Origin of the sequence: Sphingobacterium phlebotomi, assembly GCF_008180195.1 — a bacterium.
Classification (GTDB): Bacteria; Bacteroidota; Bacteroidia; order Sphingobacteriales; family Sphingobacteriaceae; genus Sphingobacterium; species Sphingobacterium phlebotomi.
Genome location: NZ_VTAV01000010.1, coordinates 49619 through 75448, shown reverse-complemented (window position 1 = coordinate 75448; position 25830 = coordinate 49619). Strand labels below are relative to the sequence as shown.

Below are 25830 nucleotides of genomic sequence, written 5' to 3'. Positions count from 1 at the left end.
GTGAAGAGTAATCGATACTCGTTACCGGTCACTTCTTAGTCTTGTACACGCGAGAAATTAAACACAAGATTACCTGTTCCATTATCCAATGGGATAGGCATACGCATTACCAATGACTGCCCGTCGGAATAAGAAAGATCCAAACGATAACCTGTCGTTACATTTCTGGCTTTCTCTCCCGAGTATATTTTCTTAAATTGGAATTGTGGATGTAAGTTATCATTCGGAATATCATACACAGACCATACTACGTTGCGCACGGCACCATCGGCACATAATGTTCCTGAAGCGTTGAAAACAATACTTCCTTGATTGTTTCCCCCTGGAAGAGTCCACACACTACCAATGAAACAATCAACCGGTGCCTCATCAAAAATGTTCTTAATGGTGTAAGCTGCGGGAATATCCTCCCGGTCTACCGAATTTAACACCCATTTACCCTTTAGCCCATTTCGCCACTCACGAGCAGAGGGACCGTCATTGCCTAGAGATGAACTACCCACGGCCGAGGATTTCCGTTGGGCTCCACATGAGGCCATTAGCATTACCAGTGTAAAGATTGTGCATACGGATAAGATATGTTTTCGCATAATGTAAAAATTAGTTTTCTTAATTGAGTATCTTCGCAAAGATATAACTTTGCATTGAATGAATTTATCCAAAAATCATACCATAAGCAAAATAGTTGCAAAGGCCGTCCTGCGGATTACTATTATCCTGATCGCATTTCCTATAATCGTCTATTTCACGAATACCGAGGTCATGTCGCAGCAGGTTTTCTTTCCACATCGCTGGGCGGTTATAGCTCCGGTCTTATTACTTTTGGTATTTACCACACTTTTAATACTTGTATTAAGAGATAAATATACGAAAATAGAATATAATTGGCTCTTTTCATTGACCGGTGTCTTTGTATGTTTATATCTTGTTTTGTTCTATACACGCATTTTGTCTATCTTATGATGATATACAGATCATACATTATCCTTGCCCATAGCTTGTAACATGAAGAAAAGTAAATTCTGGACGTACGTTAAAAACATCTTTAAGATACTCATTACAGTAGCGGCTATCTATTGGGTATCTCAAAAAATATCTTTCACCGAACTGAAGAGTGCATTGGAAAAATGCAACCCACTATACCTTTTACTGGCTTTATTGTCTTATGCCACATCGCAACTGATCGCGTCATCTCGATTAAACAGTTTTTTAAAAGTAATTGGACTACATATCAGTGAACACTATAATTTAAGACTCTATCAAGTTGGTCTGCTCTATAATTTCTTTTTACCGGGAGGTATTGGAGGGGATGGCTACAAAATATATTTTCTAAAAAAGCATTATGCCGTTAGGGGAAGAAGAGTATTGACCGCAGTATTTTTTGATCGGTTAAGCGGTTTGTGGGCATTAGGCATTATTACGGGATGTCTTATTATGTTTATGCCTCGCCTTGCTATACCGAATAGCCTCACATTTGGCGTGCTTGTGGTAGGGACGGTGACTTACATCTATTTTTTACAACTATTCTTCAAAGAGTTTTTATCGAAATTCATCATTACACATACCAAAGCACTGGCGGTACAAAGCTTTCAAACCTTGAGTGCTATTGCTATCCTGTATGCGTTAGGATTTGATGGTAAATTTTCTCCGTATCTATTGATTTTTCTGACCTCATCACTGGTTGCTATTGTACCTTCGATCCTTGGAGGAGCAGGTTTACGCGAATCACTCGCGGCTTTTGGAGCAACGTATTTTCAACTCGACCCACACCTTGCCGTGTTGGTCAGTTTAATTTTCTTAATGATTTCACTGTTGGTGGCATCTTCGGGTATTTATTATATTTTAAGACCTCAACGTCTCGGCATCAATAAATTACCTTCGGCAGAGGAAGTGGAACAAGAATTAGAAAACGAAGAATAAATATTATGGCAAATATCATTATTACGGGAGCAAGTAGCGGAATTGGGTTCGAAGCAGTTTTAGATCTCACCGCAAACAAAGAAAACAAGGTTATTGCATTAGCTCGCTCGGCCGATAAGCTACGCAAACTTCATGAAATTTCCACTTCGCTCAACCCGGAGGGTGGGAAGCTCTATCCTGCCCAATTTGACATTGTGTACGACAATTATCCGGATTCTTTAATCCCGTTTATACAATCGAAATTCGAATCAGTAGATATCTTGGTCAATAATGCGGGAATACTAATTAACAAACCGTTTCTTGATACTTCACTGGAAGAATTTGCCCAGGTTCTACAGACCAATCTGTTGGGACACATCAATATGATTAAGCATATTGCTCCGTTAATGAAAAACGGAGGACACATTGTCAATATAGGAAGTATGGGTGGTTTCCAAGGTTCTTCCAAATTTGCAGGACTTTCCGCTTATTCAACAAGCAAAGGGGCATTGGCTACATTAACCGAATGCCTTGCAGAAGAATTTAAAGAACAGGGTATTAAGGTCAATTGTTTGGCATTGGGTTCTTCACAAACTGAGATGTTTGAAGAGGCTTTCCCTAGTTTAGAAGCGGGTACCCTCGCCTTTGAAATGGGACGGTATATTGCTGATTTTGCTCAAAACGGCCATAAATACTATAATGGAAAAGTATTGCCTGTCGCGAATACGACACCATAAAGACATATGTTAGCTATGCGTCTCTACAGGTCATTTATCCATTGGGCTAAATCAGAAAGCACCTGTTCATTAAAAGTTTCTTCGAGATCGATATATTCGGAAACCGAACCTGTTTCGGCTTTTTGGAAGAGGTGATTCAATCCATCATATGCTTTTAGAAATTGTTTTTCATTTCTGGGCAGGTGGTCAGTCAAACTCTCTAGATTAGGTGCAAAAGGTACTTGCACATCTTTTGTTCCAAAGGCTGCAAACACCGGAACATGAATTCTTTTTATGAATGGAATGGGATCAATACGCATAAAGTACCGGTAGGCCGGTAATACCATCATTTTTATTTCGTTTTTTTGGTTATCAGAAAGATCAGGCAATGGTGATGACATGTTCTCTAAAATCTGGCGGTAAGCATGCTCATCACCCAAGTCGCTCTTTACCGTCGCAAAATTCCGACGATTCACTTCTTTCGCTTCACGGAGTTCTGCATCAGACATCCCCATAAGTTTTCCAATCTCGTAGGCCTGCAATACCATTAACGAATCAATGGGAATCGCAGGAGCCCCTAACAGTCCTATAAAACCAACATCTGCGGAAGATTCACCGGCTATCAGTTCTGCAATAAGTGCTCCTTCACTATGCCCGATAACTCCTACTCGCGCAAGGTCTACCTTTTCCTGTTTTTGTAGAAAGCCTATCGCAGCAATAACGTCACGGCTAAAATCACCGATCGTACTTTTCGGATAATTTCCCGTAGATGCACCTACCCCGCGCTCATCATACCGTAAAACGATAATACCGTGCTTTGTTAGATAATCAGCTATTACTTTAAATGGCTTATGCTCCATCATCGTCTCGTCTCTATCCTGCGGGCCGCTTCCGGTGACCAACACAACAGCAGGCAGCTTCTCGCCTTCTCGAGGCGTCGTTATAGTTCCCGCCAGTTTAACGTTATCGTATTCACTGTAAAAAGTAACATCTAGTGTATCATAACTATACGGTGGCGCAGGAAGTTGTGGCCTTCGTCGTTTGGTTAGGGTATTGTCCGCTTTCGACAGTTGCATCGGAAATTCCATTCCATTTTGGAAAATAGTACCCTCCATTTTTTTAGTTTCGAATAATCTGCCTTTGTAAGTTAAACGTATCGACGATACCTCAATCGTTATCGAATCATTGTTTACAACAACTTTGCTAAGGGGAATTTTAGCATCGCCCTGCGCCGGGCTCTCCATCGTTCCTTTCCATGCCGAGGTCTTCTCCAAACGGAAAATGAGCGGTAGGGCAACACCCTGTACTTTTAGTTCCCCTTGCCAAGTTCCCACAAATTTTTGACCATACCCAAAACAGGATTGAAGCAATAAAATTAAAAAAATATAATATTTCATATAAAAAATCCTCTATATACCAATAACGCCATGCTGTCCAATACGAACACCGCAATTACTATCAAAAAACCATGCCCAAATTTCTTACTATTGATAGAATGCCGAACTCCAATGACGAGGAGATAGAAAAAATAAATTATCATGAACAGGAGGAAAATAGCTAAAAGGGCTATCCACATCATATCCGACTGATCTAATGACATAGCGAGATTAATTTCTGCTGTCTTTCCCATTGGAACTAGCTTTGTCATCCAAACAACCAACAAACCGGCTAATAACATTGGTATTCTAGCTATCAGCACATTGTTTAATATATCAACAAAACGAGTTTTTTTATACAGAACCTTCGCGAGCATGAACAGTCCTAACGTCAAAATCCCCATATTCGACAGATTTCCTAATATAATAGCGGTTATATTTGTTACGCCCATGTGTATTTGAATAATACCATCAAACACAATTTTTCCAAAATAAGAAATTATTATCCCGAGTACAAAACCAACTATACCTATCCATAATAGATTTTTCTCCGAGTAATCTTCAAATGGGTTTAAGAACAGCCGTTCCATATTATACTTCATATTTTATCCTTAATTAATTTGAAGGTATAATTTTAATATTTCGTTTACCTCTTCCGGCTTTTGTGTCCCAATGAGCGTTTTAGCTCCGTTTCTTCGAATCACAAGTTGAATTCCGTGTGAACCCTTAGTCGTAAAAGCCGTCCCTCCCCTACCGAACCGATAACCCCAACCACCGTATTCCCAGGGACTATATCGCTTCACGTACGCATCCCCTATCTCATCCCAACGCCATGTTTTTTCTTTCCATATAAATGGAAAAAAACGGATATGTATACCTTCTTCATCTATACGCGATCGAAGTCTCGTCAAAAAGACGATAGCAAATACTGCCAGACCAATCAAGGCTCCTATGGAAAATTCTCCTATTTTCCCGTGATTTGAATTACTCCATGCTGTGTAGACACCTGCCCCCAAAATAAGCAAGTATAATAGACATAGCCACCAAGTTATAAAGCTTTGACTTTCCCTGTAGATTAGATTATTCTTCATTTTTCAGCATTTTTATCCTGTTTATCAAATCATCCAGCTTGTTCCGCACCGTCGGGTAACTCTTCTCCATTTGATTAGCCATTTCCTTCAGACTTCCCGAATTTATTAAGAACTGTAAGACAAATTCCTGTTCTTCAACACTCAACCGCATGAGCACTGGCAAATGATATTTACCGGAAACTTCCGTTTCACAATTCATACAAACCAGTTTTGATACTACTAGTTGATTCTCGCAACTTGGGCAAATTGTCGGTAATTTCATCATATACCTTCTTTTTTCAAATATAAAAATAAATTATATTAAAAAACATATAAATATAATTAAACATAAACTTATTATTATTTATAAATCAAGTATAATCTTTAATTTCGTTCTCCTTTTAAGGTAATAAAACCTCAAGTATAATCTCAGCGTTGCCACGCTCTAATTCCCGAGTTCCCGTTAATAATCGTAAATTCGCAAAATTTTAAACACATGCGAAAAGTACTTGGTTATATACTTACACCTATATTTTATAGCTGTTTTGCTTTGTCACTGCTAATCTTTCATCCCATACAATGGCTGTGCTTCAAACTTGGCGGTTATGCTGCTCATAAAAGAAGTGTGGACCTCCTGAATGGCTTTTTAGTTGCCTGCAACTATACCTTATTTAACCGCACGCAGTTCATAGACAACAAAAGCATTCCGACGGGAAAACCAATTATTTTTATCGCGAATCACCAAAGTACGTTTGACATTCCACCCATGATTTATTTTTTACGGCGGTTCCACGGAAAATTCATTTCCAAAATTGAATTAGCTAAAGCAGGAATCCCAAGTATATCATACAATTTGGTGCATGGCGGTGCTGCTAATATAGACCGTAAAGATCCTAAGCAATCTATTATGGAAATATTAAAATTGGCAAACAATATGAAAACCAGAAACTGGTCAGCTTTTATTTTTCCGGAGGGAACACGCACAAAAACTGGTAAAATGAAAGCTTTTTCGGTAGGTGGAATCGCCACGCTCTTAAAGAAGAATCCCGAGGCACTTGTAGTACCCATCGCTATCAAAGGCTCCTATTTAATGGTGAAATACGGGATGTTTCCTTTACGTCCGTTCACTTCCATGAGCTGGGAGGTATTGCATCCGCTGGATACAACTGGACTGAATGCGGAAGAAATCGTAAAGAAAGCTGAAGAGATTATCAAAGAAAAAGTAGAAGCTTAGTTAATTTACCTTTCTGCCTTTCCAATCGTATTTCCCTACATTTCCTGCTAGTCCTATATACACAAGGTAAACGGCATGTATAAACGACAAGGGAAATAAATTTGCCAACAAAGAACGTCTATTTACCAAACCACAAAGCGGATAAATAAAAACTAATTCGGCCAACATCTTCATTCCAAACGCTAATAAAAACAACACGTTGACGTTGGGTAAATCAATAATAAATTGTATTAAGCCCGCAATTAATGACAAATTGAACAACCATATACTGACACCTAACCAGACAACCCGCTTGTCTCTATATTTCGTGCTCTTGGAAGCCCAACGTCTCCGTTGACTAATAAATCCAGAAAGTGTAGCTTTCGCATCAGTGTATACAATAGCATCTTTCGATTTGCAGAACCCTATTTTTTCCGCGTATTTTTCCGCTACTTTATGTAAAAACAGCTCGTCATCACCGGAAGCAAGGTTATCTATACCGTTAAAACCACCCATTTCGTAAAATAAATCCCGTCGATAAGCAAGATTTGCCCCGTTGCAGGTCGTTGGATTCTTATTCCCGATACCGACTGCTCCCAAACCGATAAGATACAAAAACTCTAATGTCTGCAGCCGCTCAAAATAGCTTTTCTCTTCCGAGTAAGCTACAGGTGATGAAACCATATAAGCTCCTGTTTCTTCAAAGTAGCTCACCACTGTACGTAGCCACCTGGTGCCCATACGACAGTCTGCGTCCGTGGTCACGATGATTTCGCCAGAAGCTTGTGCTATAGCGCGGCTAATCGCGAGCTTTTTATAAGAATTTAATTTACCTCCTTCGTTCAATTGCAGCAAGGTGACACCTTGTGCCGCATAGGATGCAACGATAGCTGCCGTATTATCGGTAGAATGATCGTCTACAACAATAATCTGCAAAAGCTCTTTTGGGAAGTCTTGATTGACAATACAGTCTAACGTGCGGGCTATATTGGTTTCTTCATTCCGGGCAGCAATCAGCACCGAAATAGGCGTACGGACCGTTTTATACGTCGATTTAAAATAAGGAATCTGAAACCATCCGCGCAGCATATATAGCACCAGAACAACATATACAACTGTCATGGTAACCAGAAATAAATCAAGACTTGTTGTCACCCACATAATTTACATTTAAAACGAATACGGAGCCCATAATAGCGGGAAGGATAAGGTTGACAAACCAAATGCAGGAAACAATAGCCATAACAGCTATTTCCTGCGTCGTAATATAACTATACAAATTGCTTGCAACAAAACTACGCACACTGAAATCAAAAATATCAAGTGATGGCAATGCAGATTGAACGAAGAACAGTATAAAAATCATCAATACCATCGAAATAAATGGCAGTTCAGGCAAAAAGACCAACATCAGCACGATATATTGCGAAGTAAAGATACCGAAACGTAACAATGAAAGAAGAAGCACGTGTAAAAGCTCTCGTGTAGTAAAATCATCCAGCACGGAGAAAAATGGTTTTATTTTATGCAAAAACCTGAATTTACCAACAAGATAGTCTACCCAATATACATTGAAATAAAGCACAACAAATGCCAACGCGTAAATTATCGCCAGTAACCAAATCCCAAATTTGACGCTATCCGGTGTAGGCAAATAAGTGGAGACAAACCAAGCGATACTTAAAGAACCGAACACACTGGTAAGAACGAGCTGTGCAAACAGTCCAACGCCCATCGCTATCGCGCCTCTCGCTCTACTGCGCGGTTTTAGAAGGAGAATACGACCTCCATACTCGCCTATTCTATTCGGTGTAAATATCGCCCAGGTAAGACCACAAAAGACCGATTTTATAGCCTTCCACCAACTAATTATCTCAATTCGTCGACTGAGATATTTCCATTTAACAACCTCGATTGCCCAATTCATTAACATCATAACCACAACAATGGCTAGCGTTCCACGAACTATCCATGGATCGATACTTTGCAATAGAGATTTAAATTCGCGGAGGTTCTGTTGGTTATTGACCTTAGAAACAATGAACCATGTTGCCAATCCTACGATTGCAAACTTAATTCCCAGATTCAGATATTTCTTTTGCTGTTTCGTCAATTATTTAAAATAAAAGCACAATGTTACTAATTTTTCATTAGAATAATTATTTATCGGCGTAAGAATTCGATAGCACAGTTAAACTTAAAATCGTAATATTGCAACATGCAAAGAGAGAAGGCTAAAGAACGTATCATTTTGGGAATCGATCCCGGAACTGTTATTATGGGCTATGGCTTAGTCAAACAGATGGGACAAAAAATATCACTTTTAAGCCTAGGTGTTGTCAAAATGGGGCATTTAGATGACCAAGGCTTAAAACTACAGCGCATCTTTAAGAAAACCATGTCTCTCATACAAGAATATCAGCCAGATTGTGTTGCTTTGGAAGCACCTTTCTATGGAAAGAACATTCAAGTCATGCTGAAACTCGGAAGAGCGCAAGGTGTGGCTATGGCAGCTGCACTGAGTGTAGACATTCCTATCTTTGAATACTCGCCACGTAAGATAAAGCAATCAGTCACTGGAAATGGAAGCGCCAGCAAAGAGCAGGTAGCTGCTATGTTAAAAACGATTTTGCAGTTTAATGAAACACCCGAATTCCTAGATGCTACAGACGGTTTAGCTGTTGCTGTATGCCATGCGTTCCAACAAAATAGCAGTATGGAGAAAAAGAATTATTCGGGGTGGGAAGCCTTTGTAAAAGACAATCAACGCAGACTACGCTAAATCAGAGTTTCACCTGTCGAATAACATTCTTCACATTAAGTTCTACGATATCGGTCATGGACGTACAATCCAAATAAGTTGCATTGTTATAAAAAGCGCCGTACCCCTCTCTTAACCTTTTAATATTCTCCGGTGTAGATAACTCCTGCAATTTCGAAGCATCTCGCAGATCTTTAATCCGGTGGCGTTCGCTACGTACCCGATGCACGATAGAGGAGCGCTCTTCCTGTTGATATTGCAACACCGTTTTTTCATTTAGATATTCCATAGCCAACTTCACATACGGAAAATTCTCCTTGAAATACTGAGGCATATATACCTTTGGGTTCCCTTCATAAAACTGCTGATCAAAATCAATGCCGCGGATACGGAACTGGAAATCATCGAAATCGGGTGTAATCTGCATAACAAAGTTATATGCGCGCATATCCCCAAGCAGAGAAATAATACAACGTTCATTAAACTTCACAAATTCTTTTGCGATACGGGTTTGGTTATATTCCGGATTATGTATACCGAATTTGCTAAATACATCACCTGGTATACCAACAATATGCTCTTCTACTAAGGTCTCACGATCTACAAGGTAGTTTACCTGATTAGGCGAAAGAATCTCCTCCAATTCCAGCCCGTATATCCTGGAGGCATCTGCCTGCTTGATATAGAAATAGTCGTACACATCGTTCAATCGGTTAATAATACGTACTCGAAAGGGTTTCGTGTTCCCAAATGCACAATATTCTATCCTATCGATAATCTTATGCTCCACAATGCGCGTATTGCCTGATGCTTTGAGTTTCGCATACACCACCTTTAGCGCATCATATAGTTGATCCTGTAAATGAGGTGGGTACAGGGGTGTTTCCCAAAGCGTATCATGTCCATATTTATCGATCACAGGCACTGTTTCAACAAAATTCAGCAGTTCACTGTATGCCAGGGGCAGTTTAGCATCCCGCTGATACATTCGGAGATATTTGTTAAGCCCTGTGCCTACCGGATAGATAGGCTTTTTACGTGATATTTTAACATCATCAATTTCCATTACTGGTATTTTTTGAAAAATACAAAATTTAGGTCAAAGAAGTTTATTTTATTTTTACACCTATTTTCTCCTATAAAAGAATAAAAATAAAACATTTACAATAAATGGACGATTTTTTATAAAAAATAAAATTGCAATCCGAAAATACTTAGTATTTTTACAAAAAAAATAAAAAAGCGTTCAGATACTAGGTTGGAAGAGGTAGTAGATAAATGAAGAAACTCCCCGGGGAGAGGAGTTTCTTACGCTAACCAATTATAAACCTATGTTATTTTGAGGGAAGTAACATGCTATTCTGTAACAAAAGTTCTTTTTTATCTCCTTTTGTCAATACAAATATAATAATACAGCAATTTATTTTAAAATTTTATTTTATTTTTATACAAATTTCAAAATATAGGTCATTTTTTAATAGAAAACGTCATTTTTTATGGATAAAAAGTATTCAAATTACGATTTAGACAATTTAGATATACAAATTTTGTCTATTTTAATGGAAAACGCATCAATTCCATACACAGAAATAGCAAAAAAACTTATAGTTTCAGGAGGAACCATCCATGTAAGGATGAAAAAGATGGAGGAATTGGGAATAATAAATGGATCTCAGCTCATTATCAACCCACAAAAGGTAGGTTTTGACATTACAGCTTTCTTAGGGATTTATTTAGAGAAAGGCTCCCAATATTCTGATGCTGTAAAACAATTACAAGACATAAAAGAAGTCGTGGAGCTACATTATTGTACGGGGCAGTACAGTATGTTCGCCAAGATTGTATGTCGAGATACGGCACACTTACGTAAAGTATTAAACGAGGATATTCAGGCATTAACAGGAATCCAACGTACAGAAACGATTATATCATTGGAAGAAAGTATAAAAAGGCAAATAACTTTGTAAAAAAAGAGAAAAGGGGTAGAATTCTACCCCTTTTTCTCTTTTTTTACGACATTTTTCAATAAATCATTGTAAAAAGAAACTCCTTGTTCAATTTCCGTTAGAAATATATACTCATCCGCGGAATGTGATCTCGCCGAATCACCTGGCCCTACTTTCACAGAAGGAACGGGCAATAAAGCTTGATCGCTCATCGTCGGGCTACCGAAAGTCTTCGCACCCAGACGCACACCCGATTGGACAATCGGATGATCCAACTCAATCGTAGAAGGATTGAGTCTGGTAGAACGGGGATTCACGTTTACGGAAACGTGCTGCTTGATGATGTCTAGTACTTCTTGATTGCTGTAAACATCGGTTGTACGCACGTCGACGACGAATGTACAAGATGCTGGAACAACATTATGTTGTGTACCTCCATTTACGACGGTAACCGACATCTTTACTGGACCTAAGTAAGCTGAAACTTTTGGAAACTGAAATGTACGGAACCAATCTATAGCTTCCAGCGCCTTATATATGGCATTTTCTCCCTCCTCCCGTGCGGCATGTCCGGAAATACCAACGGCTTCGCAATCCAAGACCATCAGTCCTTTCTCTGCGATAGCCATCTGTAGCTGGGTGGGTTCTCCAACAATAGCAAAATCTATCGGCCCGATATGTTTTATTGCTTCCTCTACACCATTTTTTCCCGAAATCTCTTCTTCTGCAGATGCTAATAAGCAAAGATTATAGCGTAAATCTTCTTGTTCATAATAATACAAGAATGCGGCTATCAACGATACCAGACATCCTCCAGCATCGTTACTCCCCAAACCATAAAGCTTACCTTCTGCCACCAACGGGCTAAAGGGATCTTTTGTATAACCACTATTCGGTTTTACGGTATCATGGTGCGAATTCAATAGGATGCAAGGTTTCGAATCGTCTTTATTTTTATTATAAGCCCACACATTGTTCCCTATACGTTCATACACCACTCCCCTTTCATGAAAAAAACGACACAACAAATCTGCTGTGTCGTTTTCTTCTTTGCTAAAAGATGGCAACGCAATCAATTGCTTCAACAACGAAATCGCTTCTTTTATCAAATAGGCATTTTTACTCATTATATAATCCTCCGGCCTTTTCTGCGGACAGCTTTATTCCTTTTATAAATGCCGAACTGAATCCGTTATGCTCCATTTCGTTCAGCCCTGCGATAGTACACCCTTTAGGCGAAGTAACCTTATCAATCTCCCCTTCGGGGTGATTTTGTGTTTGTAATAGCAAATCCGCCGCGCCTTTAGCTGTTTGTACTGCCATTTTTAAGGCGTCATGCGCATGAAAACCTATTTCCACACCGCCTTGCGAGGCTGCTCGAATGGCACGCAAGAAAAAAGCGATACCACAGGCGCAAAGTGCAGTCGCGGAAGTCATCAGATCTTCTTGGATCACGACTACAGCGCCTACCGATTCGAATAGCTGTTCCACCTTTTTTATTTCTCCATCCGCAGCATTATCCGTTGCGATACAAGTCATGGATTGCCCGATAGCAATGGCCGTATTTGGCATCGCACGTACGACCAATTTGTCTGCTCCTAATACTTTCTTGATGTCAGAACAACTTACACCTGACACTACAGAGACAACAATCTGCCCCACATGCACAGTGTCTTTCACTTCTTCCAACACTTTACGAAGTTGTTGAGGTAAAATAGCCAATACGACTATTTCAGCACCCAAAACTGCCTCAGCATTATTATCGCTTACTTGAAAGCCAAGTATTGCCTCTTCTTGAAGATTAACAAGGTTTCTGCGTGTCAGCGTTATATCAGCGGCTAAATATTGTTCGGATTTCACAAGGCCTTTGGCTAGGGAAAGTCCGATATTTCCACTACCGATTATTGTTATTTTGCTCATATGGATTTATTTCGATAACAAACAAGTGCCAAATTCTCCCTGCTGATATTTATGTAGGTTTAAGGCATTACCAATATATACATTTTTCACTCCTTTCCCAAGTGCATCAAAGGCATTTTCCAGTTTCGGAATCATCCCTTCGTAAATCACTTTATCTGCTTTTAACTTTTCAAATTCAGCTGCTTTTATAGATTTAATGACAGATTCCGGATCGTCCACATTTCGTAACACCCCATCTTTTTCAAAGCAGTAAATTAACTTTGTTTCATATATCTTCGCCAACGAAACAGCTAAAGCTGAAGCAATGGTATCTGCGTTGGTGTTTAATAATTGCCCCAAACCATTATGGGTAATCGCTGAAAACACTGGCGTAAACCCCGCTTCTAAAAACTTTTTTATATTAAGCGTATTCACTGAATCCACTAAAATATCCCCGACATATCCGTAATCAATTTCCCTCACAGGACGCTTAATCGCCTTGATGGTGTTCCCATCGGCTCCGCACAGCCCCAGCGCATCGCAACCATATTTTTGCAGAGAAGAAACAACATGTTTATTTGTTAGGCCTGCGTATACCATTGTCGTCACATCCAACATAGGCTTGTCTGTAATACGTCTACCATCCACCAATTTTGCCTCAACACCTAAATCTGCAGCAATTCGCGTAGCTACCTTTCCTCCACCATGGACCAATATTTTTTTTCCTTGTAATGCTGCAAATTTTTCCAGAAAACTTTGCAGCTGAACATCGTCATCAATGACATTTCCCCCGATTTTAATGATATGCAACCCGCTACTCATAGATAACTGAATATTTTTATTTTTTAAGATTTTCCAACATACGTTTTAATACTACTTGGGCTGCCCACACGCGGTTACCAGCTTCCTTAATAACTAAAGAATTAGGTCCATCAAGAATTTCCGATGACAACTCTAAATCACGCCGTACAGGCAAGCAATGCATGACTTTAGCATCATTCGTCAAACCTAATTTTTGATTGGTCATTAGCCAATCTCCCTGCACTGGATAAACTTGTCCATATTCTTTATAGGAAGACCAGTTTTTTATATATACAAAATCAGCTTTTTCCAAGGCTTCATCTAAATCATTAACAATGTCGGCCCCAGTCGTAAATTCTTCACTCAGTTCATATCCTGCAGGATGAGCAATGGTATAATCAACCAAGCCCTGTTCCTGCGCCTTACACATCCATTCCGAAAAAGAATTCGGAACTGCTTGCGGCAATGCTTTGACATGAGGAGCCCAAGCCAATACTACTTTGGGTTTAGCCACTTTTTTATGCTCTGTAATGGTAATTAAATCAGTCAAACTTTGTAAAGGGTGGCGTGTGGCACTTTCCAAAGAAACCACCGGAACCCGACAAAACTTCACAAATTTATTAAACAGTTCTTCTGTATAATCAGCCACTTTGTCTTTCAAACTGGGGAAAGAACGTAAACCTAAGATATCACAATATTCACCCATGACGGCGGCGGCTTCCCGGATATGTTCCACCGTTGTTCCATTCATGATAACACCATCTTGAGTTTCCAACGCCCAACCTTCTTTATCCATATTGATTACCATAACGTCCATACCCAGACTCATCGCCGCCTTTTGCGTGCTCAAACGTGTACGCAGACTCGGGTTTAGAAATACCAGACCCAATGTTCTATTCTTACCCAATTCTCGCCAATTATACGGATTCGCTTTGAGCGATAAGGCCTCTTGCACTACCGTATCCAAATCATCAATATCAGCAACTGAAAAAAATTTGTCCATCTTTCAAAGTAAAAAGTAAAAAATAAGGTCATTTCTCTCCCTGATCGAAATGACGGTTAAAATTTTGCTAAACTTGTTTAGCCCCAGGAAGAAATTCCGGGATCAATAGACTAGACTGCCTTCAATCGCTCGTCAAGCGCAGTCAAAAATCTATCTACAATAGCTTTCGTTATATTCAACGCGGGTAAAATCCGAATAATATTAGGTTTTGCTTCACCTGTAAAAATTCGATCTTTTACCAATAAATCTTTTTTTATAGTCGTCAATTCCTTTGGTAATACAATACCGACCATCAATCCTCTGCCTCGTACCTCTTCTACTTTATCAAACTTCTTTAATTCCGTAAGGAGATAGTCCCCTACATTCTGGACATTTGTTAACAAGTTTTCCTGTTTCATCACGTCCAGCACAGCAATCGCCGCTGCACATGCCAAGTGGTTACCACCAAAAGTAGTTCCTAACATGCCAAAAGACGCCTTGAATTTAGGTGATATGCTGATGGCACCGATAGGGAATCCGTTTCCCATTCCCTTCGCCATCGCGTAAATATCAGCTTCTACACCGGCATAATCCTGTGAATAAAAATCACCTGTACGACCGTAACCACATTGTACGGCATCCGCGATAAATACCGCACCATACTGATCACAAAGTGAACGGATTAACCGAAGGAAAGAAACGGAAGCTTCCCGAATTCCACCCACGCCTTGTATACCTTCGATAATCACCGCGGAAATTTCTTCTCCAAAATTTTGAAAAGCAAGCGTTAGTGCTTCTTCATCATTAAATGGCAGAAACGCCACATTTTCCGTCTGGTTTACAGGAGCTACAATAGCGGGATTATCTGTTGCAGCTACAGCCAATGAAGTACGTCCGTGAAACGACTTGGTGAAAGCGATAATCTTTTTCCGTCCATTATGGAACGAAGCCAATTTTAATGCATTTTCATTAGCTTCCGCCCCAGAGTTGCAGAGAAATAATGCATAATTATCCTTACCGGACAATTCGCCCAGTTGTCGAGCCAACTGTTTTTGCAAAGGAATCTCTACGGAGTTCGAATAGAAACCGATTTGATGCAGTTGCTTCGTAAGTGTTTCAACATAATGCGGATGGCTGTGTCCAATGGAAATCACCGCATGTCCTCCGTATAGATCGAGGTATTCAGTACCGGCTGCGTCCCAAACGCTAGATCCCTTTGCTCTTACAATGTTAATAGGGTTGATGGGATAAACATTAAATAAATCCATTTGAAAAAAAATAAACTGGTATGGATAAAATACGTATACGCAAATATAACGTAACGTGCTCAAAATAATAAGTAAATATGAAATAAAAAAGCCCGTCATGATGGTGACGGGCTTTTTATTAACGAGAAAAATATTAATCTTTTTTCTCTTCTGTATCCGAAGATTCTTCTGTTGCAGGAGCATCTTCAGTTGCAGGAGTTTCCTCTGCCGCTGCTTCTTCTGCTTTAGGTGTTTCTTCTTTAACTTCTTCCGTCACTTCTACTTCTTCAGCTACTTCAACTTCAGCAGTTTTTTCCGTAGCTTTCTTCTTACCACCACGTCGGCGAGTCGATTTCTTCTCTTCTTTCGCTGTTTGGCCGTAGATTTCGTTGTAGTCAACCAATTCGATGAATGCCATTTCTGCATTGTCACCAAGACGGTTTTCTAACTTGATGATACGTGTGTATCCACCCGGACGAGAAGCAACTTTTTCCGAAATTTCACGGAATAAAATTGTTACAGCTTCTTTGTCTTTTAAGTAAGCGAATACTGTACGACGAGAATGCGTTGTATCATTCTTTGATTTTGTAATCAAAGGTTCTACATACTTACGCAATGCTCTAGCTTTAGCTAAAGTTGTTGTAATACGCTTGTGTTTGATCAATGAAGTCGCCATGTTGGCCAACATCGCCTTACGGTGACTGTCAGTGCGCCCTAATTTGTCTACTTTTTTTCCGTGTCTCATTTTTTTGTGTTTTTGTGCGTACCGTTCTTAAAAGAGGAATTACGCAACAGGTCGCTTATTTGTTAAATTTAATATTACTCTTCGTCCAATTTATATTTGGATAGATTCATACCGAATGACAAACCTTTCGATTTGACCAGTTCTTGAATTTCGCTCAACGATTTCTTGCCGAAATTACGGAACTTCAACATATCTGCTACGTCGTAAGTCACCAATTCCGCCAATGTACGAATATCTGCTGCTTTCAAACAGTTCAACGCACGAACAGAAAGATCTAGATCCACCAACTCCGTTTTCAAGACTTTACGCATGTGTAAAATTTCCTCGTCAACCACTTTGGTTTCTTCTTTTGTTTGAGACTCTAACAACATATTTTCGTCAGAGAATAACATGAAATGTTGAATCAAGATTTTGGCTGCTTCTTTCAAAGCCTCCTCAGGATGAATAGAACCGTCAGTAGAAATATCCAACAACAATTTCTCGTAGTCAGTTTTTTGTTCTACACGATAGTTCTCGATGGTGTATTTTACGTTCTTAATTGGCGTGTAAATAGAATCTACAGCAATAAAACCGACAGGACCGTCTGTAACTTTATTTTCTTCAGCATTTACATAACCGCGTCCTTTAGCTACCGAAAGCTCCACCTCTATGGTAACGGAATTATCCATGTTACAGATAACCAAGTCAGGGTTTAAAACGGTGAAATTATTGGAGAATTTGGTGATATCACCTGCCTTGAACTGATCTTGACTACTGATAACGACAAAAATCTTCTCGTTATCACCCTGCTCGCCAGTTTTCTGGAAACGAACTTGTTTCAAGTTCAAAATGATTTCCGTAACATCTTCAACAACCCCTTTGATAGTAGAAAACTCGTGCGAAACGCCTGAAAACCTTACCGACGTAATTGCATATCCTTCTAGAGAGGACAATAAAATACGGCGCAAAGCATTACCAATAGTTACACCAAAACCAGGCTCTAATGGACGAAATTCGAAAGTACCATCAAAATCAGTTGATTTTTGCATGATCACTTTATCCGGTCTTTGAAATGCTAAAATTGCCATTTATTTTCTTTTAAAAGTTTTTATTAATAACGTAAAATATAACAAGAGTAAGCCGAATCTCTTTAGACTATGCTTACTCCTATTTATTACTATTTAGAGTATAACTCTACGATTAAGTTTTCTTTAATGTTTTCTGGAATATCAACTCTTTCAGGGAAAGAAACGAACGTTCCTGTTAATTCATTAGCGTTCCACTCTAACCAATTGAATTTGTTGATCTTTCTTCCTTCTACAGAAGCTACAATAGTCTCTAAAGATTTAGAGCGCTCGCGAACAGCAATTACATCGCCGGCGCGTAAGCTATATGATGGAATGTTAACAACATCGCCGTTAACAGTAATGTGCTTGTGTGAAACCAACTGACGCGCTGCTGCACGTGTTGGGGCAATACCCAAACGGTAAACAACATTATCCAAACGAGCTTCCAATAATCTTAGGAAGTTCTCACCGGTAATACCTTGCTTAGCTGATGCTTTTGCAAACAACGTACGGAACTGACGTTCCAAAACACCGTAAGTGTATTTTGCTTTTTGCTTTTCTAACAATTGAATAGCGTATTCAGATTGTTTACCTCTTCTTCTTGATGGACCGTGTTGTCCTGGAGGATAATTCTTTTTTTCTAACGCCTTATCAGGGCCAAAGATAGGCTCTCTGAATTTACGTGCAATTTTGGACTTAGGTCCTGTATATCTTGCCATTTTTTCTCTCTGTTTGAAGTATCTATCAACCTATAGCTGACGAATCTTATCTTAAACAATAAAAATTATTAAACTCTTCTGCGTTTTGGAGGACGACAACCGTTATGTGGAAGCGGAGTGATATCTTTGATAGTCGTCACATCGATACCTATCGTTTGTAGTGTACGGATAGCTGACTCCCGTCCTGCTCCTGGACCTTTCACAAAAACTTCTACTTTGCGCAAACCTAAATCGTGCGCTACTTTACCACAATCTTGAGCAGCTTGTCCAGCAGCATATGGCGTATTCTTTTTAGAACCTCTGAAGCCCATTTTCCCTGCTGATGACCATGAAATAGTCTGACCTTGATTGTTTGTCAAAGTAATGATAATGTTGTTAAAGGTAGCGTTAATATGAGCTTGACCAATAGGCTCGATAACCACGATACGCTTTTTTGTAACCTTTTTACTTTTAGCCATTTCTTAATTATTATTTAGTAGCTTTTTTCTTGTTTGCAACTGTTTTACGTTTACCTTTACGGGTACGAGAGTTGTTTTTTGTACGCTGACCACGAAGAGGTAAATGCTTACGGTGACGTAGACCGCGGTAACAACCAATATCCATTAAACGTTTAATGTTCAACTGAACTTCAGAGCGCAAAGCACCTTCAACTTTAATTTCATCGTTGATGATGTTGCGGATGGCTGTCAATTGATCATCGTTCCATTCAGATACTTTAACATCCTCACTGATACCTGCTGTTTTCAAGATATAAGCCGCAGTAGAACGACCGATACCGAAAATGTAGGTAAGGCCAATTACGCCTCTTTTGTTTTTAGGTAAATCTATACCTGCTATCCTTGCCATATAATACTTTAAGCGATTATGTTAATAAACTACCCTTGACGTTGCTTAAACTTAGGGTTCTTTTTGTTGATTACAAAAACCTTTCCTTTGCGACGGATAACCTTACAATCCGCGCTACGTTTTTTTATTGATGCTCTAACTTTCATTGTTGTAGTATTTTAAAAGCTAATTATACCGAAAAGAAAAATAACCGCTATTTATAGCGATATGTAATTCTTCCCTTTGTCAAATCATAAGGAGACATTTCCAACTTCACTTTATCTCCAGGTAGAATCTTAATATAGTGCATGCGCATCTTACCTGAAATATGGGCAATAATCTCGTGCCCATTTTCCAATTCTACACGGAACATCGCGTTGGAAAGCGCTTCCTTAATTATACCGTCTTGTTCTATTGAGGCCTGTTTAGCCATATATCCTAACTTAATTTACTTTTTTTAGCCTGTACAAACAGGAGTGCAAAGATAAATAAAAAATATTGAAAACCAACTACTTTTTACCCAAAACTTCTTCTACGTGTTCAAAAGTCAACAATACGTCTGGAGCACCTTTTCTGATGGCAACCATTTGCTCAAAATGCGCCGATAGTTTTCCATCAATGGTGCTCACCGTCCAGCCATCGTCCCAGAACTTGACACCAGCTTTGCCCGCGTTGATCATCGGCTCAATACAGACCACCAAACCGGCTTCCAGTTTCGGACCCGAACCACGCTTTCCGTAATTCGGCACCTCGGGTTTCTCATGTAAATGTAAACCCACACCGTGGCCTACCAGCTCTCTTACTATTCCATAATGATAAGGCGCCACATGTTCTTGCACCGCTGCAGAAATATCGCCTACACGTTTGCCGGCTATTGCCTGTTCTATACCTTTATACAAGGCCGCTTTGGTGACATCCAACAATTGCTGTGCTTCAATTGAAATCTCGCCTACACCAAAAGTATACGCCGAATCACTAATGAACCCTTTTAGATTAACACCGCCATCTACTGAAATAATATCGCCTTCCTTCAGTATATAATCACTTGGAAATCCATGAACAATTTGATCATTCACCGAAATACATAGCGAATATGGAAACCCTTGATAATTCAGAAAAGCAGGTGTACCACCGTGATCGTGGATAAAATCATAGGCTAATTTATCCAGCGACAAGGTAGTAATTCCGGGTTTTACTTCCTTTGCAATTTCACCGAGCAATAACGAGAGTACCTTTGCAGACTCTCGTATTTGCTCGATTTGTTCTTCTGTTTTATAATAAACTTTAGACATTTAAAATTAAAGTGCTGATTGATCGATGCCCTCTACTGTCGCTGTCGAACGACCTTTTACCCTTCCTGTCTTCATCAACCCGTCGTAATGACGCATCAAGAGATGGCTCTCAATCTGCTGTAATGTATCTAGCACTACACCCACTAAAATCAATAAAGAAGTACCTCCATAGAAATGCGCGAATTGGTTATTCACACCTAGTTTAGCTGCTAAAGCAGGCATCACTGCAATAATCGCAATGAATATCGCTCCAGGGAAAGTAATACGCGAGATTACGTTATCAATAAAAATATTCGTATCGTAACCCGGCTTAATTCCAGGAATAAACCCCCCGTTCTTCTTCATGTCTTCAGACATTTGCTGAGGGTTCACCATAATTGCCGTATAGAAAAACGTAAATGCAATAATGAGAACAGCAAATGTTATATTGTAAGCAACAGATGTATAGTTACTCAATGACGCTAAAAAATCAGACTGTAAATCTGGAAAAAATTGTGACAATGCCATCGGTAGGAACATAATAGCCTGCGCAAAGATAATAGGCATAACTCCCGCAGCATTCACCTTTAAAGGAATATACTGACGCACGCCACCTACCTGCTTATTACCCACAATTTTCTTAGCATATTGTACAGGAACTTTACGAATCCCCTGCACGACCAAGATGGCAAAAATCACGACAAAGAAAAGGGCAACAAATTCCAATAAAAGAGGAATAGGTCCACCACCGCTAGGGCTCATACGAGATCCCCACTCTGCCACAATACCTGCTGGTAACTGTGCAATGATACCCGCCATGATAATTAAGGAGATACCATTACCAATACCTTTATCTGTAATTTTTTCACCAAGCCACATCACAAACAAGGTACCTGCTGTTAACACGATTGCAGAAAGAATAGTGAACATCGGCTCTGCTAATGTTTTCGCCTCCGCAGGAACTTGTGTTTTCACATAAGCCACTGCTTGAACCAACGTAATCGCCAATGTCAGATAACGCGTAATCTGCGTCATTTTTTTACGACCCGACTCGCCTTCTTTTTGCATTTTCTGGAATGCAGGAACCGCTATCCCCAATAACTGAACAACGATTGATGCAGAAATGTAAGGCATTACACCCAAAGCGAAAATTGCCGAACGAGAGAATGATCCGCCGGCAAACATATTGATTAAGTCCAATATGCTGTTTCCTTCGCTACTTCTAGCCACTAATGCATCAGGGTTGACACCCGGTAAAACCACGTGACAACCAATACGGTAGATAAGAAGAAGAAGCAATGTCGTAATGATACGATTGCGTAAATCCTCTATTTTCCATATATTGGTTAAGGTTGTGATTAGTTTCTTCATGTAATTTTATAGTTTTTCGATAGAACCACCTGCAGCTTCAATAGCTTTCTGTGCCGAAGCAGAAAAAGCGTGGGCTTTAACTTCCACTTTAGTAGTCAACTCACCACGACCTAAAATTTTCACCAAGTCTTTTTTAGCTACCAGTCCATGATCTTTTAATGTATCGAAGTCAATGGCTGTTAAATTGTGCTTGGTTACCAGCTCCTGCAATACGTCTAAGTTAATGCCTTTGTACTCGACGCGGTTCATGTTTTTGAAACCGAACTTAGGTACGCGACGTTGCAAAGGCATCTGACCACCTTCGAAACCAATCTTTGTAGAATGTCCTGAGCGCGAACCGGCACCTTTGTGACCACGGGTCGATGTACCGCCACGACCAGATCCTTGACCTCTACCGATACGCTTTCTGTTTTTAACAGAACCTTTAGCTGGTTTTAAACTACTTAAATTCATTTTATCTAAAATGTTGTGTTACGCCTTCGCTCTCACTAAACAGGTCGTAACGATGAATAATTAATTAATAAACGGAATGGAAAGAATCCGAAAATCCTTTCCATTTACCCATTCAGTCTTAAACGGCCTCTACCGCTACTAAGTGGTTGACCTTTCTCACCATACCGATAACGGACGGTGTAGCTTCAACCTCTACGGAATGGTTGATACGTTTCAAGCCAAGGGCCTGAATAGTTCTTTTTTGGCGCTCGCTTCTGTCGATAACGCTCTTTATCTGGGTGATTTTAATTTTTGCCATGATAATTAACCGTTAAATACTTTATTTAAATCGACGCCGCGGTTTTGGGCAACTGTGTATGCATCACGAAGCTTTACCAAAGCATCAACGGTTGCTTTCACAACGTTGTGCGGATTGGATGAACCCAATGATTTCGCTAATACGTCCTTAATACCCGCACTCTCCAATACAGCGCGCATTGCACCACCTGCTAGTACTCCCGTACCGCCAACAGCTGGCTTAACTAAAACGCGACCTCCGGAGAATTTGCCATGTTGTTCGTGAGGAACTGTACCGTTGATGATCGGGACTTTAATCAAGTTTTTCTTCGCATCATCGATACCCTTCGTAATAGCCTCGGTAACCTCTTTTGCTTTACCAAGTCCGTAACCCACGATACCGTTTTCATCACCAACAACAACAATAGCAGAGAAACTGAAGGTACGACCACCTTTAGTCACCTTTGCCACGCGTTGGATGCTCACTAAGCGATCTTTTAATTCAATTTCGCTCGATTTTACTCTTTTTATATTGCTTAATGCCATGTTCTTAGTTGATTAAAAGTCTAAACCGCCTTCGCGAGCACCTTCAGCCAATGATTTCACACGGCCATGGTATAAGTACCCATTACGGTCAAAAACTACTTTGCTAATACCTGCTGCTACAGCTTTCTCTGCCACTAGCTTCCCTACAGCTTTCGATTGCTCTATTTTAGTACCGTTTGCGGCAAAATCTTTCGAGCTTGAAGACGCTGAAGCTAACGTTTTTCCAGCCTCATCATCGATGACCTGCGCATAGATACCTTTATTGCTTCTAAAAACGGATAAACGTGGACGCTCAGCCGTTCCAGTCAGGCTTTTTCTTATTCCTTTTTTGATTCGCTCTCTGCGAGATGTTTTATTTCCTGCCATGGTTATTATTTTTTAGCTGATTTACCTGCTTTTCTTCTTAATACTTCACCCACAAACTTAACACCTTTTCCTTTGTAAGGTTCTGGTTTACGGAAGCTACGGATTTTTGCAGCAATCTGACCGATCAACTGCTTGTCAGCGCTTTCCAAAGTAATGGTCGGGTTTTTACCTTTTTCTGAAGTAGTAGTTACTGTAACATCCTTTGGCAATATAAAAACAATCGGGTGAGAGAAACCTAAGGCTAACTCTAGTGTATTACCTGTACTTGTTGCACGGTAACCTACACCAACTAGTTCTTGTGTAGTTTTGTATCCTTCAGTAACACCTACAACCATGTTATTGATTAAGGCACGGTACAAACCATGTAATGATTTGTGTCTTTTTTGTTCGGTAGGACGCGTAACCACAATTTGACCGTCTTCTTGTTTAACGGCAATGTCGCTATCTACCTGTTGTGTTAATTCGCCTTTTGGTCCTTTTACCGTTACCAGATTCTTATCTGATACCGTGATCGATACTCCCGAGGGAATAGCGATAGGCGCTTTTCCAATTCTTGACATTTCTTCTGTGTTTTTTACCTAGATTAATAAACGTAACATAAAACTTCACCACCTACGTTTTGCAGACGGGCTTCTTTATCTGTCATCACTCCTTTGGAAGTAGACAGAATTGCGATACCCAAACCATTCAAAACACGAGGCATGCTGTCAACATTTGCATACTTTCTCAAACCAGGTTTACTCACACGTGTCAATGTGCGAATAGCCGGAATTTTGCTAATCGGATGGTACTTCAAAGCTATTTTGATACTACCTTGAGGACCGTTTTCCTCGAATTTGTAATTAGCAATGTAACCTTTGTCAAAAAGAACTTTGGTGATCTCTTTTTTAAGGTTCGATGCAGGAATTTCAACAACCCTGTGGTTGGCCTTAATGGCATTCCTTACTCGTGTAAGGTAATCCGCTATTGGATCTGTATTCATTATATAATTAAAATTATGACAATGGTTTCTATGACTAACCGAAGTCAAAGACCTATTGTCCGTTAATAAATATTTTCAAAATGAAAAACCCGGCAAATCCTTATCAGATTTGCCCGGGCAAAAGTAAATGATTTTTTGCTGATTACCAAGACGCTTTTTTCACTCCCGGAATTTTGCCGTCCAATGCCATCTCACGGAAAGTTACGCGGGAGATGCCGAATTGACGCATGTATCCTTTAGGGCGACCAGTCAATTTACAACGGTTGTGCAAACGTACTGGCGAAGCATTCTTTGGCAATTTATCTAAAGCTACATAGTCACCCGCCGCTTTTAAAGCTGCACGTTTCTCTGCATATTTAGCTACCAGTTTCTGACGCTTAATTTCGCGTGCTTTTAGTCCTTCTTTAGCCATTGTTGTTTGTATTTTGATTTTTGAATGGTAAACCGAATTGTTTCAACAACTCCAAAGCCTCCACATCATTGTCGGCTGAAGTTACAAAAGTGATATCCATACCTTGGATTTTATTGATTCTGTCAATGTTAATCTCAGGGAAGATAATCTGCTCGGTGATACCTAAATTATAGTTACCTCTTCCGTCAAAACCTTTCTCGTTGATACCGCGGAAATCGCGAATACGAGGTAAGGATACAGAGACCAAGCGATCAAGGAATTCGTACATATTGTTGTCGCGTAATGTTACACGTGCGCCAATAGGCATTCCTTTACGCAATTTAAAGTTAGAGATATCCTTCTTTGATTTCGTAGGAACAGCTTGCTGACCTGTAATCAACGTCAACTCAGCCACAGCGTTGTCAATCAGTTTTTTATCAGCCGTAGCAGCACCGATGCCTTGGGATACAACAATCTTCTCCAGCTTCGGAACTTGCATAACGCTTTTATACTGGAATTTTTCCTTTAGCGCTGTACGGATATCATCCGCATATTTCGCTTTTAATCTTGGTACGTAAGTCATTATTTAATTTCCTCCCCTGATTTTTTTGCGTAACGAACAATTTTGCCATCTGCATTCACGCGACGACCAATACGAGTAGGCTCACCTGTTTTCGGATCGATCAGTGCTAGATTAGAGATCTGGATAGCTGCTTCTTTCTCTATGATACCACCATTAGGGTTAGCTGCACTCGGCTTTGTATGTTTTTTAACAATATTAGCGCCTTCTACAACTGCTCTGTTAGTTTCTTTTATAACCTGCAGAACTTTACCCTGAACACCTTTAGCGTTACCGGCGATAACTTTCACTAAATCACCTGTCTTGATCTTGATTTTGTGCGTAGTTGTTTTTTTCTTTTGTGCCATAA

At 39.8% G+C, this 25830-nt stretch carries 37 protein-coding genes; 5 read left to right on the top strand and 32 right to left on the bottom strand.

The features are described from left to right. Positions 1–35: 35 nt before the first annotated feature. Both FXV77_RS14125 and FXV77_RS22560 read right to left on the bottom strand, forming a co-directional pair. Complete coding sequence (locus tag FXV77_RS14125; protein WP_148919875.1) at positions 36–590, bottom strand: hypothetical protein; 555 nt, start codon at positions 588–590, stop codon at positions 36–38. Between the two features lie 64 nt (positions 591–654). After that, positions 655–789, bottom strand: a complete 135-nt coding sequence (locus tag FXV77_RS22560) for a hypothetical protein (RefSeq protein WP_262713629.1) — start codon at positions 787–789, stop codon at positions 655–657. A gap of 216 nt (positions 790–1005) precedes the next feature. Between FXV77_RS22560 and FXV77_RS14120 the strand changes: the two genes are divergently transcribed. Both FXV77_RS14120 and FXV77_RS14115 read left to right on the top strand, forming a co-directional pair. Further along, a complete protein-coding gene (locus FXV77_RS14120; protein ID WP_148919874.1) occupies positions 1006–1920 on the top strand; it encodes a lysylphosphatidylglycerol synthase transmembrane domain-containing protein in 915 nt (304 codons plus the stop codon). Between the two features lie 5 nt (positions 1921–1925). Beyond that, a complete protein-coding gene (locus FXV77_RS14115) occupies positions 1926–2636 on the top strand; it encodes an SDR family NAD(P)-dependent oxidoreductase (protein WP_148919873.1) in 711 nt (236 codons plus the stop codon). A gap of 23 nt (positions 2637–2659) precedes the next feature. Here FXV77_RS14115 and FXV77_RS14110 read toward each other — a convergent pair whose 3' ends face one another. From FXV77_RS14110 to FXV77_RS14095, 4 genes are read right to left on the bottom strand one after another with little or no spacing between them, the layout of a single operon-like run. Beyond that, on the bottom strand, positions 2660–4012 hold the full coding sequence (locus FXV77_RS14110; RefSeq protein WP_148919872.1) for an alpha/beta hydrolase family protein: 1353 nt from the start codon (positions 4010–4012) through the stop codon (positions 2660–2662). After that, a complete protein-coding gene (locus tag FXV77_RS14105; protein ID WP_148919871.1) occupies positions 4009–4593 on the bottom strand; it encodes a YIP1 family protein in 585 nt (194 codons plus the stop codon). The genes FXV77_RS14110 and FXV77_RS14105 overlap by 4 nt, the downstream gene beginning before the upstream one ends. 9 nt (positions 4594–4602) lie before the next feature. Further along, positions 4603–5082, bottom strand: coding sequence for a hypothetical protein (locus FXV77_RS14100; RefSeq protein ID WP_148919870.1), 480 nt, complete (start codon positions 5080–5082; stop codon positions 4603–4605). After that, positions 5072–5344, bottom strand: a complete 273-nt coding sequence (locus tag FXV77_RS14095) for a DUF2089 family protein (RefSeq protein ID WP_394344149.1) — start codon at positions 5342–5344, stop codon at positions 5072–5074. Before FXV77_RS14095 ends, FXV77_RS14100 begins: the two co-directional genes overlap by 11 nt. Before the next feature lie 213 nt (positions 5345–5557). Here FXV77_RS14095 and FXV77_RS14090 point away from each other — a divergent pair, with 213 nt between their 5' ends. Further along, on the top strand, positions 5558–6295 hold the full coding sequence (locus tag FXV77_RS14090) for a lysophospholipid acyltransferase family protein (protein ID WP_148919868.1): 738 nt from the start codon (positions 5558–5560) through the stop codon (positions 6293–6295). On the opposite strand, the gene FXV77_RS14085 is transcribed toward FXV77_RS14090, so the two are convergent. Both FXV77_RS14085 and FXV77_RS14080 read right to left on the bottom strand, forming a co-directional pair. Then, positions 6296–7435 (bottom strand): glycosyltransferase family 2 protein, encoded by a 1140-nt coding sequence (locus FXV77_RS14085; protein ID WP_246162472.1) that lies wholly within the window; start codon positions 7433–7435, stop codon positions 6296–6298. It abuts the gene before it with no gap. Next, the gene (locus FXV77_RS14080) at positions 7413–8387 is read right to left on the bottom strand and encodes a lysylphosphatidylglycerol synthase domain-containing protein (protein WP_148919867.1); all 975 of its coding nucleotides are present in this window, start codon (positions 8385–8387) and stop codon (positions 7413–7415) included. Before FXV77_RS14080 ends, FXV77_RS14085 begins: the two co-directional genes overlap by 23 nt. A gap of 105 nt (positions 8388–8492) precedes the next feature. Here FXV77_RS14080 and ruvC point away from each other — a divergent pair, with 105 nt between their 5' ends. Further along, complete coding sequence (gene ruvC, locus FXV77_RS14075) at positions 8493–9056, top strand: crossover junction endodeoxyribonuclease RuvC (RefSeq protein WP_148919866.1); 564 nt, start codon at positions 8493–8495, stop codon at positions 9054–9056. Between the two features lies 1 nt (position 9057). Here ruvC and FXV77_RS14070 read toward each other — a convergent pair whose 3' ends face one another. Continuing rightward, positions 9058–10101 carry a hypothetical protein gene (locus tag FXV77_RS14070; protein WP_148919865.1) on the bottom strand — a complete coding sequence of 348 codons (1044 nt, stop codon included), beginning with the start codon at positions 10099–10101 and terminating at the stop codon, positions 9058–9060. 430 nt (positions 10102–10531) lie between these two features. On the opposite strand from FXV77_RS14070, the gene FXV77_RS14065 reads away from it, so the two are divergent. Beyond that, positions 10532–11002, top strand: coding sequence for an Lrp/AsnC ligand binding domain-containing protein (locus tag FXV77_RS14065; protein ID WP_148919864.1), 471 nt, complete (start codon positions 10532–10534; stop codon positions 11000–11002). Between the two features lie 23 nt (positions 11003–11025). Here the strand turns inward: FXV77_RS14065 and FXV77_RS14060 are convergent, their stop codons facing one another. From FXV77_RS14060 to rplX, 23 genes are all read right to left on the bottom strand, one after another. Beyond that, complete coding sequence (locus FXV77_RS14060) at positions 11026–12108, bottom strand: M20 family metallo-hydrolase (RefSeq protein WP_148919863.1); 1083 nt, start codon at positions 12106–12108, stop codon at positions 11026–11028. Continuing rightward, on the bottom strand, positions 12101–12901 hold the full coding sequence (proC, locus tag FXV77_RS14055) for a pyrroline-5-carboxylate reductase (protein WP_148919862.1): 801 nt from the start codon (positions 12899–12901) through the stop codon (positions 12101–12103). The genes FXV77_RS14060 and proC overlap by 8 nt, the downstream gene beginning before the upstream one ends. A 6-nt stretch (positions 12902–12907) precedes the next feature. Beyond that, positions 12908–13702 (bottom strand): acetylglutamate kinase, encoded by a 795-nt coding sequence (gene argB, locus FXV77_RS14050; protein WP_148919861.1) that lies wholly within the window; start codon positions 13700–13702, stop codon positions 12908–12910. A 16-nt stretch (positions 13703–13718) separates the two neighbouring features. Then, on the bottom strand, positions 13719–14684 hold the full coding sequence (locus tag FXV77_RS14045) for a Rossmann-fold NAD(P)-binding domain-containing protein (RefSeq protein ID WP_148919860.1): 966 nt from the start codon (positions 14682–14684) through the stop codon (positions 13719–13721). A 110-nt stretch (positions 14685–14794) separates the two neighbouring features. Beyond that, entirely contained in the window at positions 14795–15931 is a 1137-nt protein-coding gene (locus FXV77_RS14040) for an aspartate aminotransferase family protein (RefSeq protein ID WP_148919859.1), read from the bottom strand. Between the two features lie 133 nt (positions 15932–16064). Next, positions 16065–16655: a 50S ribosomal protein L17 gene (rplQ, locus tag FXV77_RS14035; RefSeq protein ID WP_148919858.1), complete on the bottom strand. Its 591-nt coding sequence runs from the start codon at positions 16653–16655 to the stop codon at positions 16065–16067. Between the two features lie 74 nt (positions 16656–16729). Then, complete coding sequence (locus FXV77_RS14030) at positions 16730–17722, bottom strand: DNA-directed RNA polymerase subunit alpha (protein WP_148919857.1); 993 nt, start codon at positions 17720–17722, stop codon at positions 16730–16732. A gap of 89 nt (positions 17723–17811) precedes the next feature. Beyond that, on the bottom strand, positions 17812–18420 hold the full coding sequence (gene rpsD / locus FXV77_RS14025; RefSeq protein WP_148919856.1) for a 30S ribosomal protein S4: 609 nt from the start codon (positions 18418–18420) through the stop codon (positions 17812–17814). Positions 18421–18488: 68 nt separating this feature from the next. Next, positions 18489–18878 (bottom strand): 30S ribosomal protein S11, encoded by a 390-nt coding sequence (rpsK, locus tag FXV77_RS14020; protein ID WP_148919855.1) that lies wholly within the window; start codon positions 18876–18878, stop codon positions 18489–18491. 10 nt (positions 18879–18888) lie between these two features. Further along, entirely contained in the window at positions 18889–19266 is a 378-nt protein-coding gene (rpsM, locus tag FXV77_RS14015) for a 30S ribosomal protein S13 (protein ID WP_148919854.1), read from the bottom strand. Positions 19267–19295: 29 nt separating this feature from the next. After that, positions 19296–19412, bottom strand: a complete 117-nt coding sequence (gene ykgO / locus FXV77_RS14010; protein WP_130143056.1) for a type B 50S ribosomal protein L36 — start codon at positions 19410–19412, stop codon at positions 19296–19298. A 47-nt stretch (positions 19413–19459) separates the two neighbouring features. Further along, positions 19460–19678: a translation initiation factor IF-1 gene (gene infA, locus FXV77_RS14005; protein WP_021071231.1), complete on the bottom strand. Its 219-nt coding sequence runs from the start codon at positions 19676–19678 to the stop codon at positions 19460–19462. A gap of 76 nt (positions 19679–19754) precedes the next feature. After that, positions 19755–20537 (bottom strand): type I methionyl aminopeptidase, encoded by a 783-nt coding sequence (map, locus tag FXV77_RS14000; protein WP_148919853.1) that lies wholly within the window; start codon positions 20535–20537, stop codon positions 19755–19757. Positions 20538–20543: 6 nt separating this feature from the next. Then, entirely contained in the window at positions 20544–21887 is a 1344-nt protein-coding gene (secY, locus tag FXV77_RS13995; RefSeq protein ID WP_148919852.1) for a preprotein translocase subunit SecY, read from the bottom strand. A gap of 6 nt (positions 21888–21893) precedes the next feature. Beyond that, positions 21894–22340: a 50S ribosomal protein L15 gene (gene rplO / locus FXV77_RS13990; RefSeq protein WP_148919851.1), complete on the bottom strand. Its 447-nt coding sequence runs from the start codon at positions 22338–22340 to the stop codon at positions 21894–21896. A gap of 118 nt (positions 22341–22458) precedes the next feature. Next, positions 22459–22638 (bottom strand): 50S ribosomal protein L30, encoded by a 180-nt coding sequence (gene rpmD / locus FXV77_RS13985; protein WP_148919850.1) that lies wholly within the window; start codon positions 22636–22638, stop codon positions 22459–22461. 5 nt (positions 22639–22643) lie between these two features. Further along, positions 22644–23162: a 30S ribosomal protein S5 gene (gene rpsE, locus FXV77_RS13980; RefSeq protein ID WP_148919849.1), complete on the bottom strand. Its 519-nt coding sequence runs from the start codon at positions 23160–23162 to the stop codon at positions 22644–22646. A gap of 12 nt (positions 23163–23174) precedes the next feature. Then, positions 23175–23528, bottom strand: a complete 354-nt coding sequence (gene rplR / locus FXV77_RS13975) for a 50S ribosomal protein L18 (RefSeq protein ID WP_148919848.1) — start codon at positions 23526–23528, stop codon at positions 23175–23177. Positions 23529–23533: 5 nt separating this feature from the next. Further along, positions 23534–24088 (bottom strand): 50S ribosomal protein L6, encoded by a 555-nt coding sequence (gene rplF, locus FXV77_RS13970; protein ID WP_148919847.1) that lies wholly within the window; start codon positions 24086–24088, stop codon positions 23534–23536. A gap of 23 nt (positions 24089–24111) precedes the next feature. After that, the gene (gene rpsH, locus FXV77_RS13965; RefSeq protein WP_148919846.1) at positions 24112–24510 is read right to left on the bottom strand and encodes a 30S ribosomal protein S8; all 399 of its coding nucleotides are present in this window, start codon (positions 24508–24510) and stop codon (positions 24112–24114) included. 142 nt (positions 24511–24652) lie between these two features. Beyond that, positions 24653–24922 carry a 30S ribosomal protein S14 gene (gene rpsN, locus FXV77_RS13960; RefSeq protein WP_148919845.1) on the bottom strand — a complete coding sequence of 90 codons (270 nt, stop codon included), beginning with the start codon at positions 24920–24922 and terminating at the stop codon, positions 24653–24655. After that, positions 24915–25484 carry a 50S ribosomal protein L5 gene (rplE, locus tag FXV77_RS13955; protein ID WP_148919844.1) on the bottom strand — a complete coding sequence of 190 codons (570 nt, stop codon included), beginning with the start codon at positions 25482–25484 and terminating at the stop codon, positions 24915–24917. The genes rpsN and rplE overlap by 8 nt, the downstream gene beginning before the upstream one ends. Next, positions 25484–25828, bottom strand: a complete 345-nt coding sequence (rplX, locus tag FXV77_RS13950) for a 50S ribosomal protein L24 (protein ID WP_148919843.1) — start codon at positions 25826–25828, stop codon at positions 25484–25486. Before rplX ends, rplE begins: the two co-directional genes overlap by 1 nt. Between the last annotated feature and the right edge of the window lie 2 nt (positions 25829–25830).

What these genes read in the sequence shown, in the direction of transcription:
- ykgO (WP_130143056.1), bottom strand. Translation starts at nt 19,412, where the DNA reads ATGAAAGTTAGAGCATCAATAAAAAAACGTAGCGCGGATTGTAAGGTT.
- argB (WP_148919861.1), bottom strand. Translation starts at nt 13,702, where the DNA reads ATGAGTAGCGGGTTGCATATCATTAAAATCGGGGGAAATGTCATTGAT.
- FXV77_RS14095 (WP_394344149.1), bottom strand. Translation starts at nt 5,344, where the DNA reads ATGAAATTACCGACAATTTGCCCAAGTTGCGAGAATCAACTAGTAGTA.
- rplX (WP_148919843.1), bottom strand. Translation starts at nt 25,828, where the DNA reads ATGGCACAAAAGAAAAAAACAACTACGCACAAAATCAAGATCAAGACA.
- rplR (WP_148919848.1), bottom strand. Translation starts at nt 23,528, where the DNA reads ATGGCAGGAAATAAAACATCTCGCAGAGAGCGAATCAAAAAAGGAATA.
- FXV77_RS14030 (WP_148919857.1), bottom strand. Translation starts at nt 17,722, where the DNA reads ATGGCAATTTTAGCATTTCAAAGACCGGATAAAGTGATCATGCAAAAA.
- ruvC (WP_148919866.1), top strand. Translation starts at nt 8,493, where the DNA reads ATGCAAAGAGAGAAGGCTAAAGAACGTATCATTTTGGGAATCGATCCC.
- FXV77_RS14070 (WP_148919865.1), bottom strand. Translation starts at nt 10,101, where the DNA reads ATGGAAATTGATGATGTTAAAATATCACGTAAAAAGCCTATCTATCCG.
- rplO (WP_148919851.1), bottom strand. Translation starts at nt 22,340, where the DNA reads ATGAATTTAAGTAGTTTAAAACCAGCTAAAGGTTCTGTTAAAAACAGA.
- rpsH (WP_148919846.1), bottom strand. Translation starts at nt 24,510, where the DNA reads ATGAATACAGATCCAATAGCGGATTACCTTACACGAGTAAGGAATGCC.
- FXV77_RS14100 (WP_148919870.1), bottom strand. Translation starts at nt 5,082, where the DNA reads ATGAAGAATAATCTAATCTACAGGGAAAGTCAAAGCTTTATAACTTGG.
- rpsK (WP_148919855.1), bottom strand. Translation starts at nt 18,878, where the DNA reads ATGGCTAAAAGTAAAAAGGTTACAAAAAAGCGTATCGTGGTTATCGAG.
- FXV77_RS14120 (WP_148919874.1), top strand. Translation starts at nt 1,006, where the DNA reads ATGAAGAAAAGTAAATTCTGGACGTACGTTAAAAACATCTTTAAGATA.
- FXV77_RS14090 (WP_148919868.1), top strand. Translation starts at nt 5,558, where the DNA reads ATGCGAAAAGTACTTGGTTATATACTTACACCTATATTTTATAGCTGT.
- FXV77_RS14065 (WP_148919864.1), top strand. Translation starts at nt 10,532, where the DNA reads ATGGATAAAAAGTATTCAAATTACGATTTAGACAATTTAGATATACAA.
- infA (WP_021071231.1), bottom strand. Translation starts at nt 19,678, where the DNA reads ATGGCTAAACAGGCCTCAATAGAACAAGACGGTATAATTAAGGAAGCG.
- rplF (WP_148919847.1), bottom strand. Translation starts at nt 24,088, where the DNA reads ATGTCAAGAATTGGAAAAGCGCCTATCGCTATTCCCTCGGGAGTATCG.
- FXV77_RS22560 (WP_262713629.1), bottom strand. Translation starts at nt 789, where the DNA reads ATGTGGAAAGAAAACCTGCTGCGACATGACCTCGGTATTCGTGAAATA.
- FXV77_RS14060 (WP_148919863.1), bottom strand. Translation starts at nt 12,108, where the DNA reads ATGAGTAAAAATGCCTATTTGATAAAAGAAGCGATTTCGTTGTTGAAG.
- FXV77_RS14115 (WP_148919873.1), top strand. Translation starts at nt 1,926, where the DNA reads ATGGCAAATATCATTATTACGGGAGCAAGTAGCGGAATTGGGTTCGAA.
- proC (WP_148919862.1), bottom strand. Translation starts at nt 12,901, where the DNA reads ATGAGCAAAATAACAATAATCGGTAGTGGAAATATCGGACTTTCCCTA.
- secY (WP_148919852.1), bottom strand. Translation starts at nt 21,887, where the DNA reads ATGAAGAAACTAATCACAACCTTAACCAATATATGGAAAATAGAGGAT.
- FXV77_RS14110 (WP_148919872.1), bottom strand. Translation starts at nt 4,012, where the DNA reads ATGAAATATTATATTTTTTTAATTTTATTGCTTCAATCCTGTTTTGGG.
- rplE (WP_148919844.1), bottom strand. Translation starts at nt 25,484, where the DNA reads ATGACTTACGTACCAAGATTAAAAGCGAAATATGCGGATGATATCCGT.
- rplQ (WP_148919858.1), bottom strand. Translation starts at nt 16,655, where the DNA reads ATGAGACACGGAAAAAAAGTAGACAAATTAGGGCGCACTGACAGTCAC.
- FXV77_RS14045 (WP_148919860.1), bottom strand. Translation starts at nt 14,684, where the DNA reads ATGGACAAATTTTTTTCAGTTGCTGATATTGATGATTTGGATACGGTA.
- FXV77_RS14125 (WP_148919875.1), bottom strand. Translation starts at nt 590, where the DNA reads ATGCGAAAACATATCTTATCCGTATGCACAATCTTTACACTGGTAATG.
- FXV77_RS14085 (WP_246162472.1), bottom strand. Translation starts at nt 7,435, where the DNA reads ATGTGGGTGACAACAAGTCTTGATTTATTTCTGGTTACCATGACAGTT.
- FXV77_RS14040 (WP_148919859.1), bottom strand. Translation starts at nt 15,931, where the DNA reads ATGGATTTATTTAATGTTTATCCCATCAACCCTATTAACATTGTAAGA.
- rpsN (WP_148919845.1), bottom strand. Translation starts at nt 24,922, where the DNA reads ATGGCTAAAGAAGGACTAAAAGCACGCGAAATTAAGCGTCAGAAACTG.
- FXV77_RS14105 (WP_148919871.1), bottom strand. Translation starts at nt 4,593, where the DNA reads ATGAAGTATAATATGGAACGGCTGTTCTTAAACCCATTTGAAGATTAC.
- rpsM (WP_148919854.1), bottom strand. Translation starts at nt 19,266, where the DNA reads ATGGCAAGGATAGCAGGTATAGATTTACCTAAAAACAAAAGAGGCGTA.
- rpmD (WP_148919850.1), bottom strand. Translation starts at nt 22,638, where the DNA reads ATGGCAAAAATTAAAATCACCCAGATAAAGAGCGTTATCGACAGAAGC.
- rpsE (WP_148919849.1), bottom strand. Translation starts at nt 23,162, where the DNA reads ATGGCATTAAGCAATATAAAAAGAGTAAAATCGAGCGAAATTGAATTA.
- map (WP_148919853.1), bottom strand. Translation starts at nt 20,537, where the DNA reads ATGTCTAAAGTTTATTATAAAACAGAAGAACAAATCGAGCAAATACGA.
- rpsD (WP_148919856.1), bottom strand. Translation starts at nt 18,420, where the DNA reads ATGGCAAGATATACAGGACCTAAGTCCAAAATTGCACGTAAATTCAGA.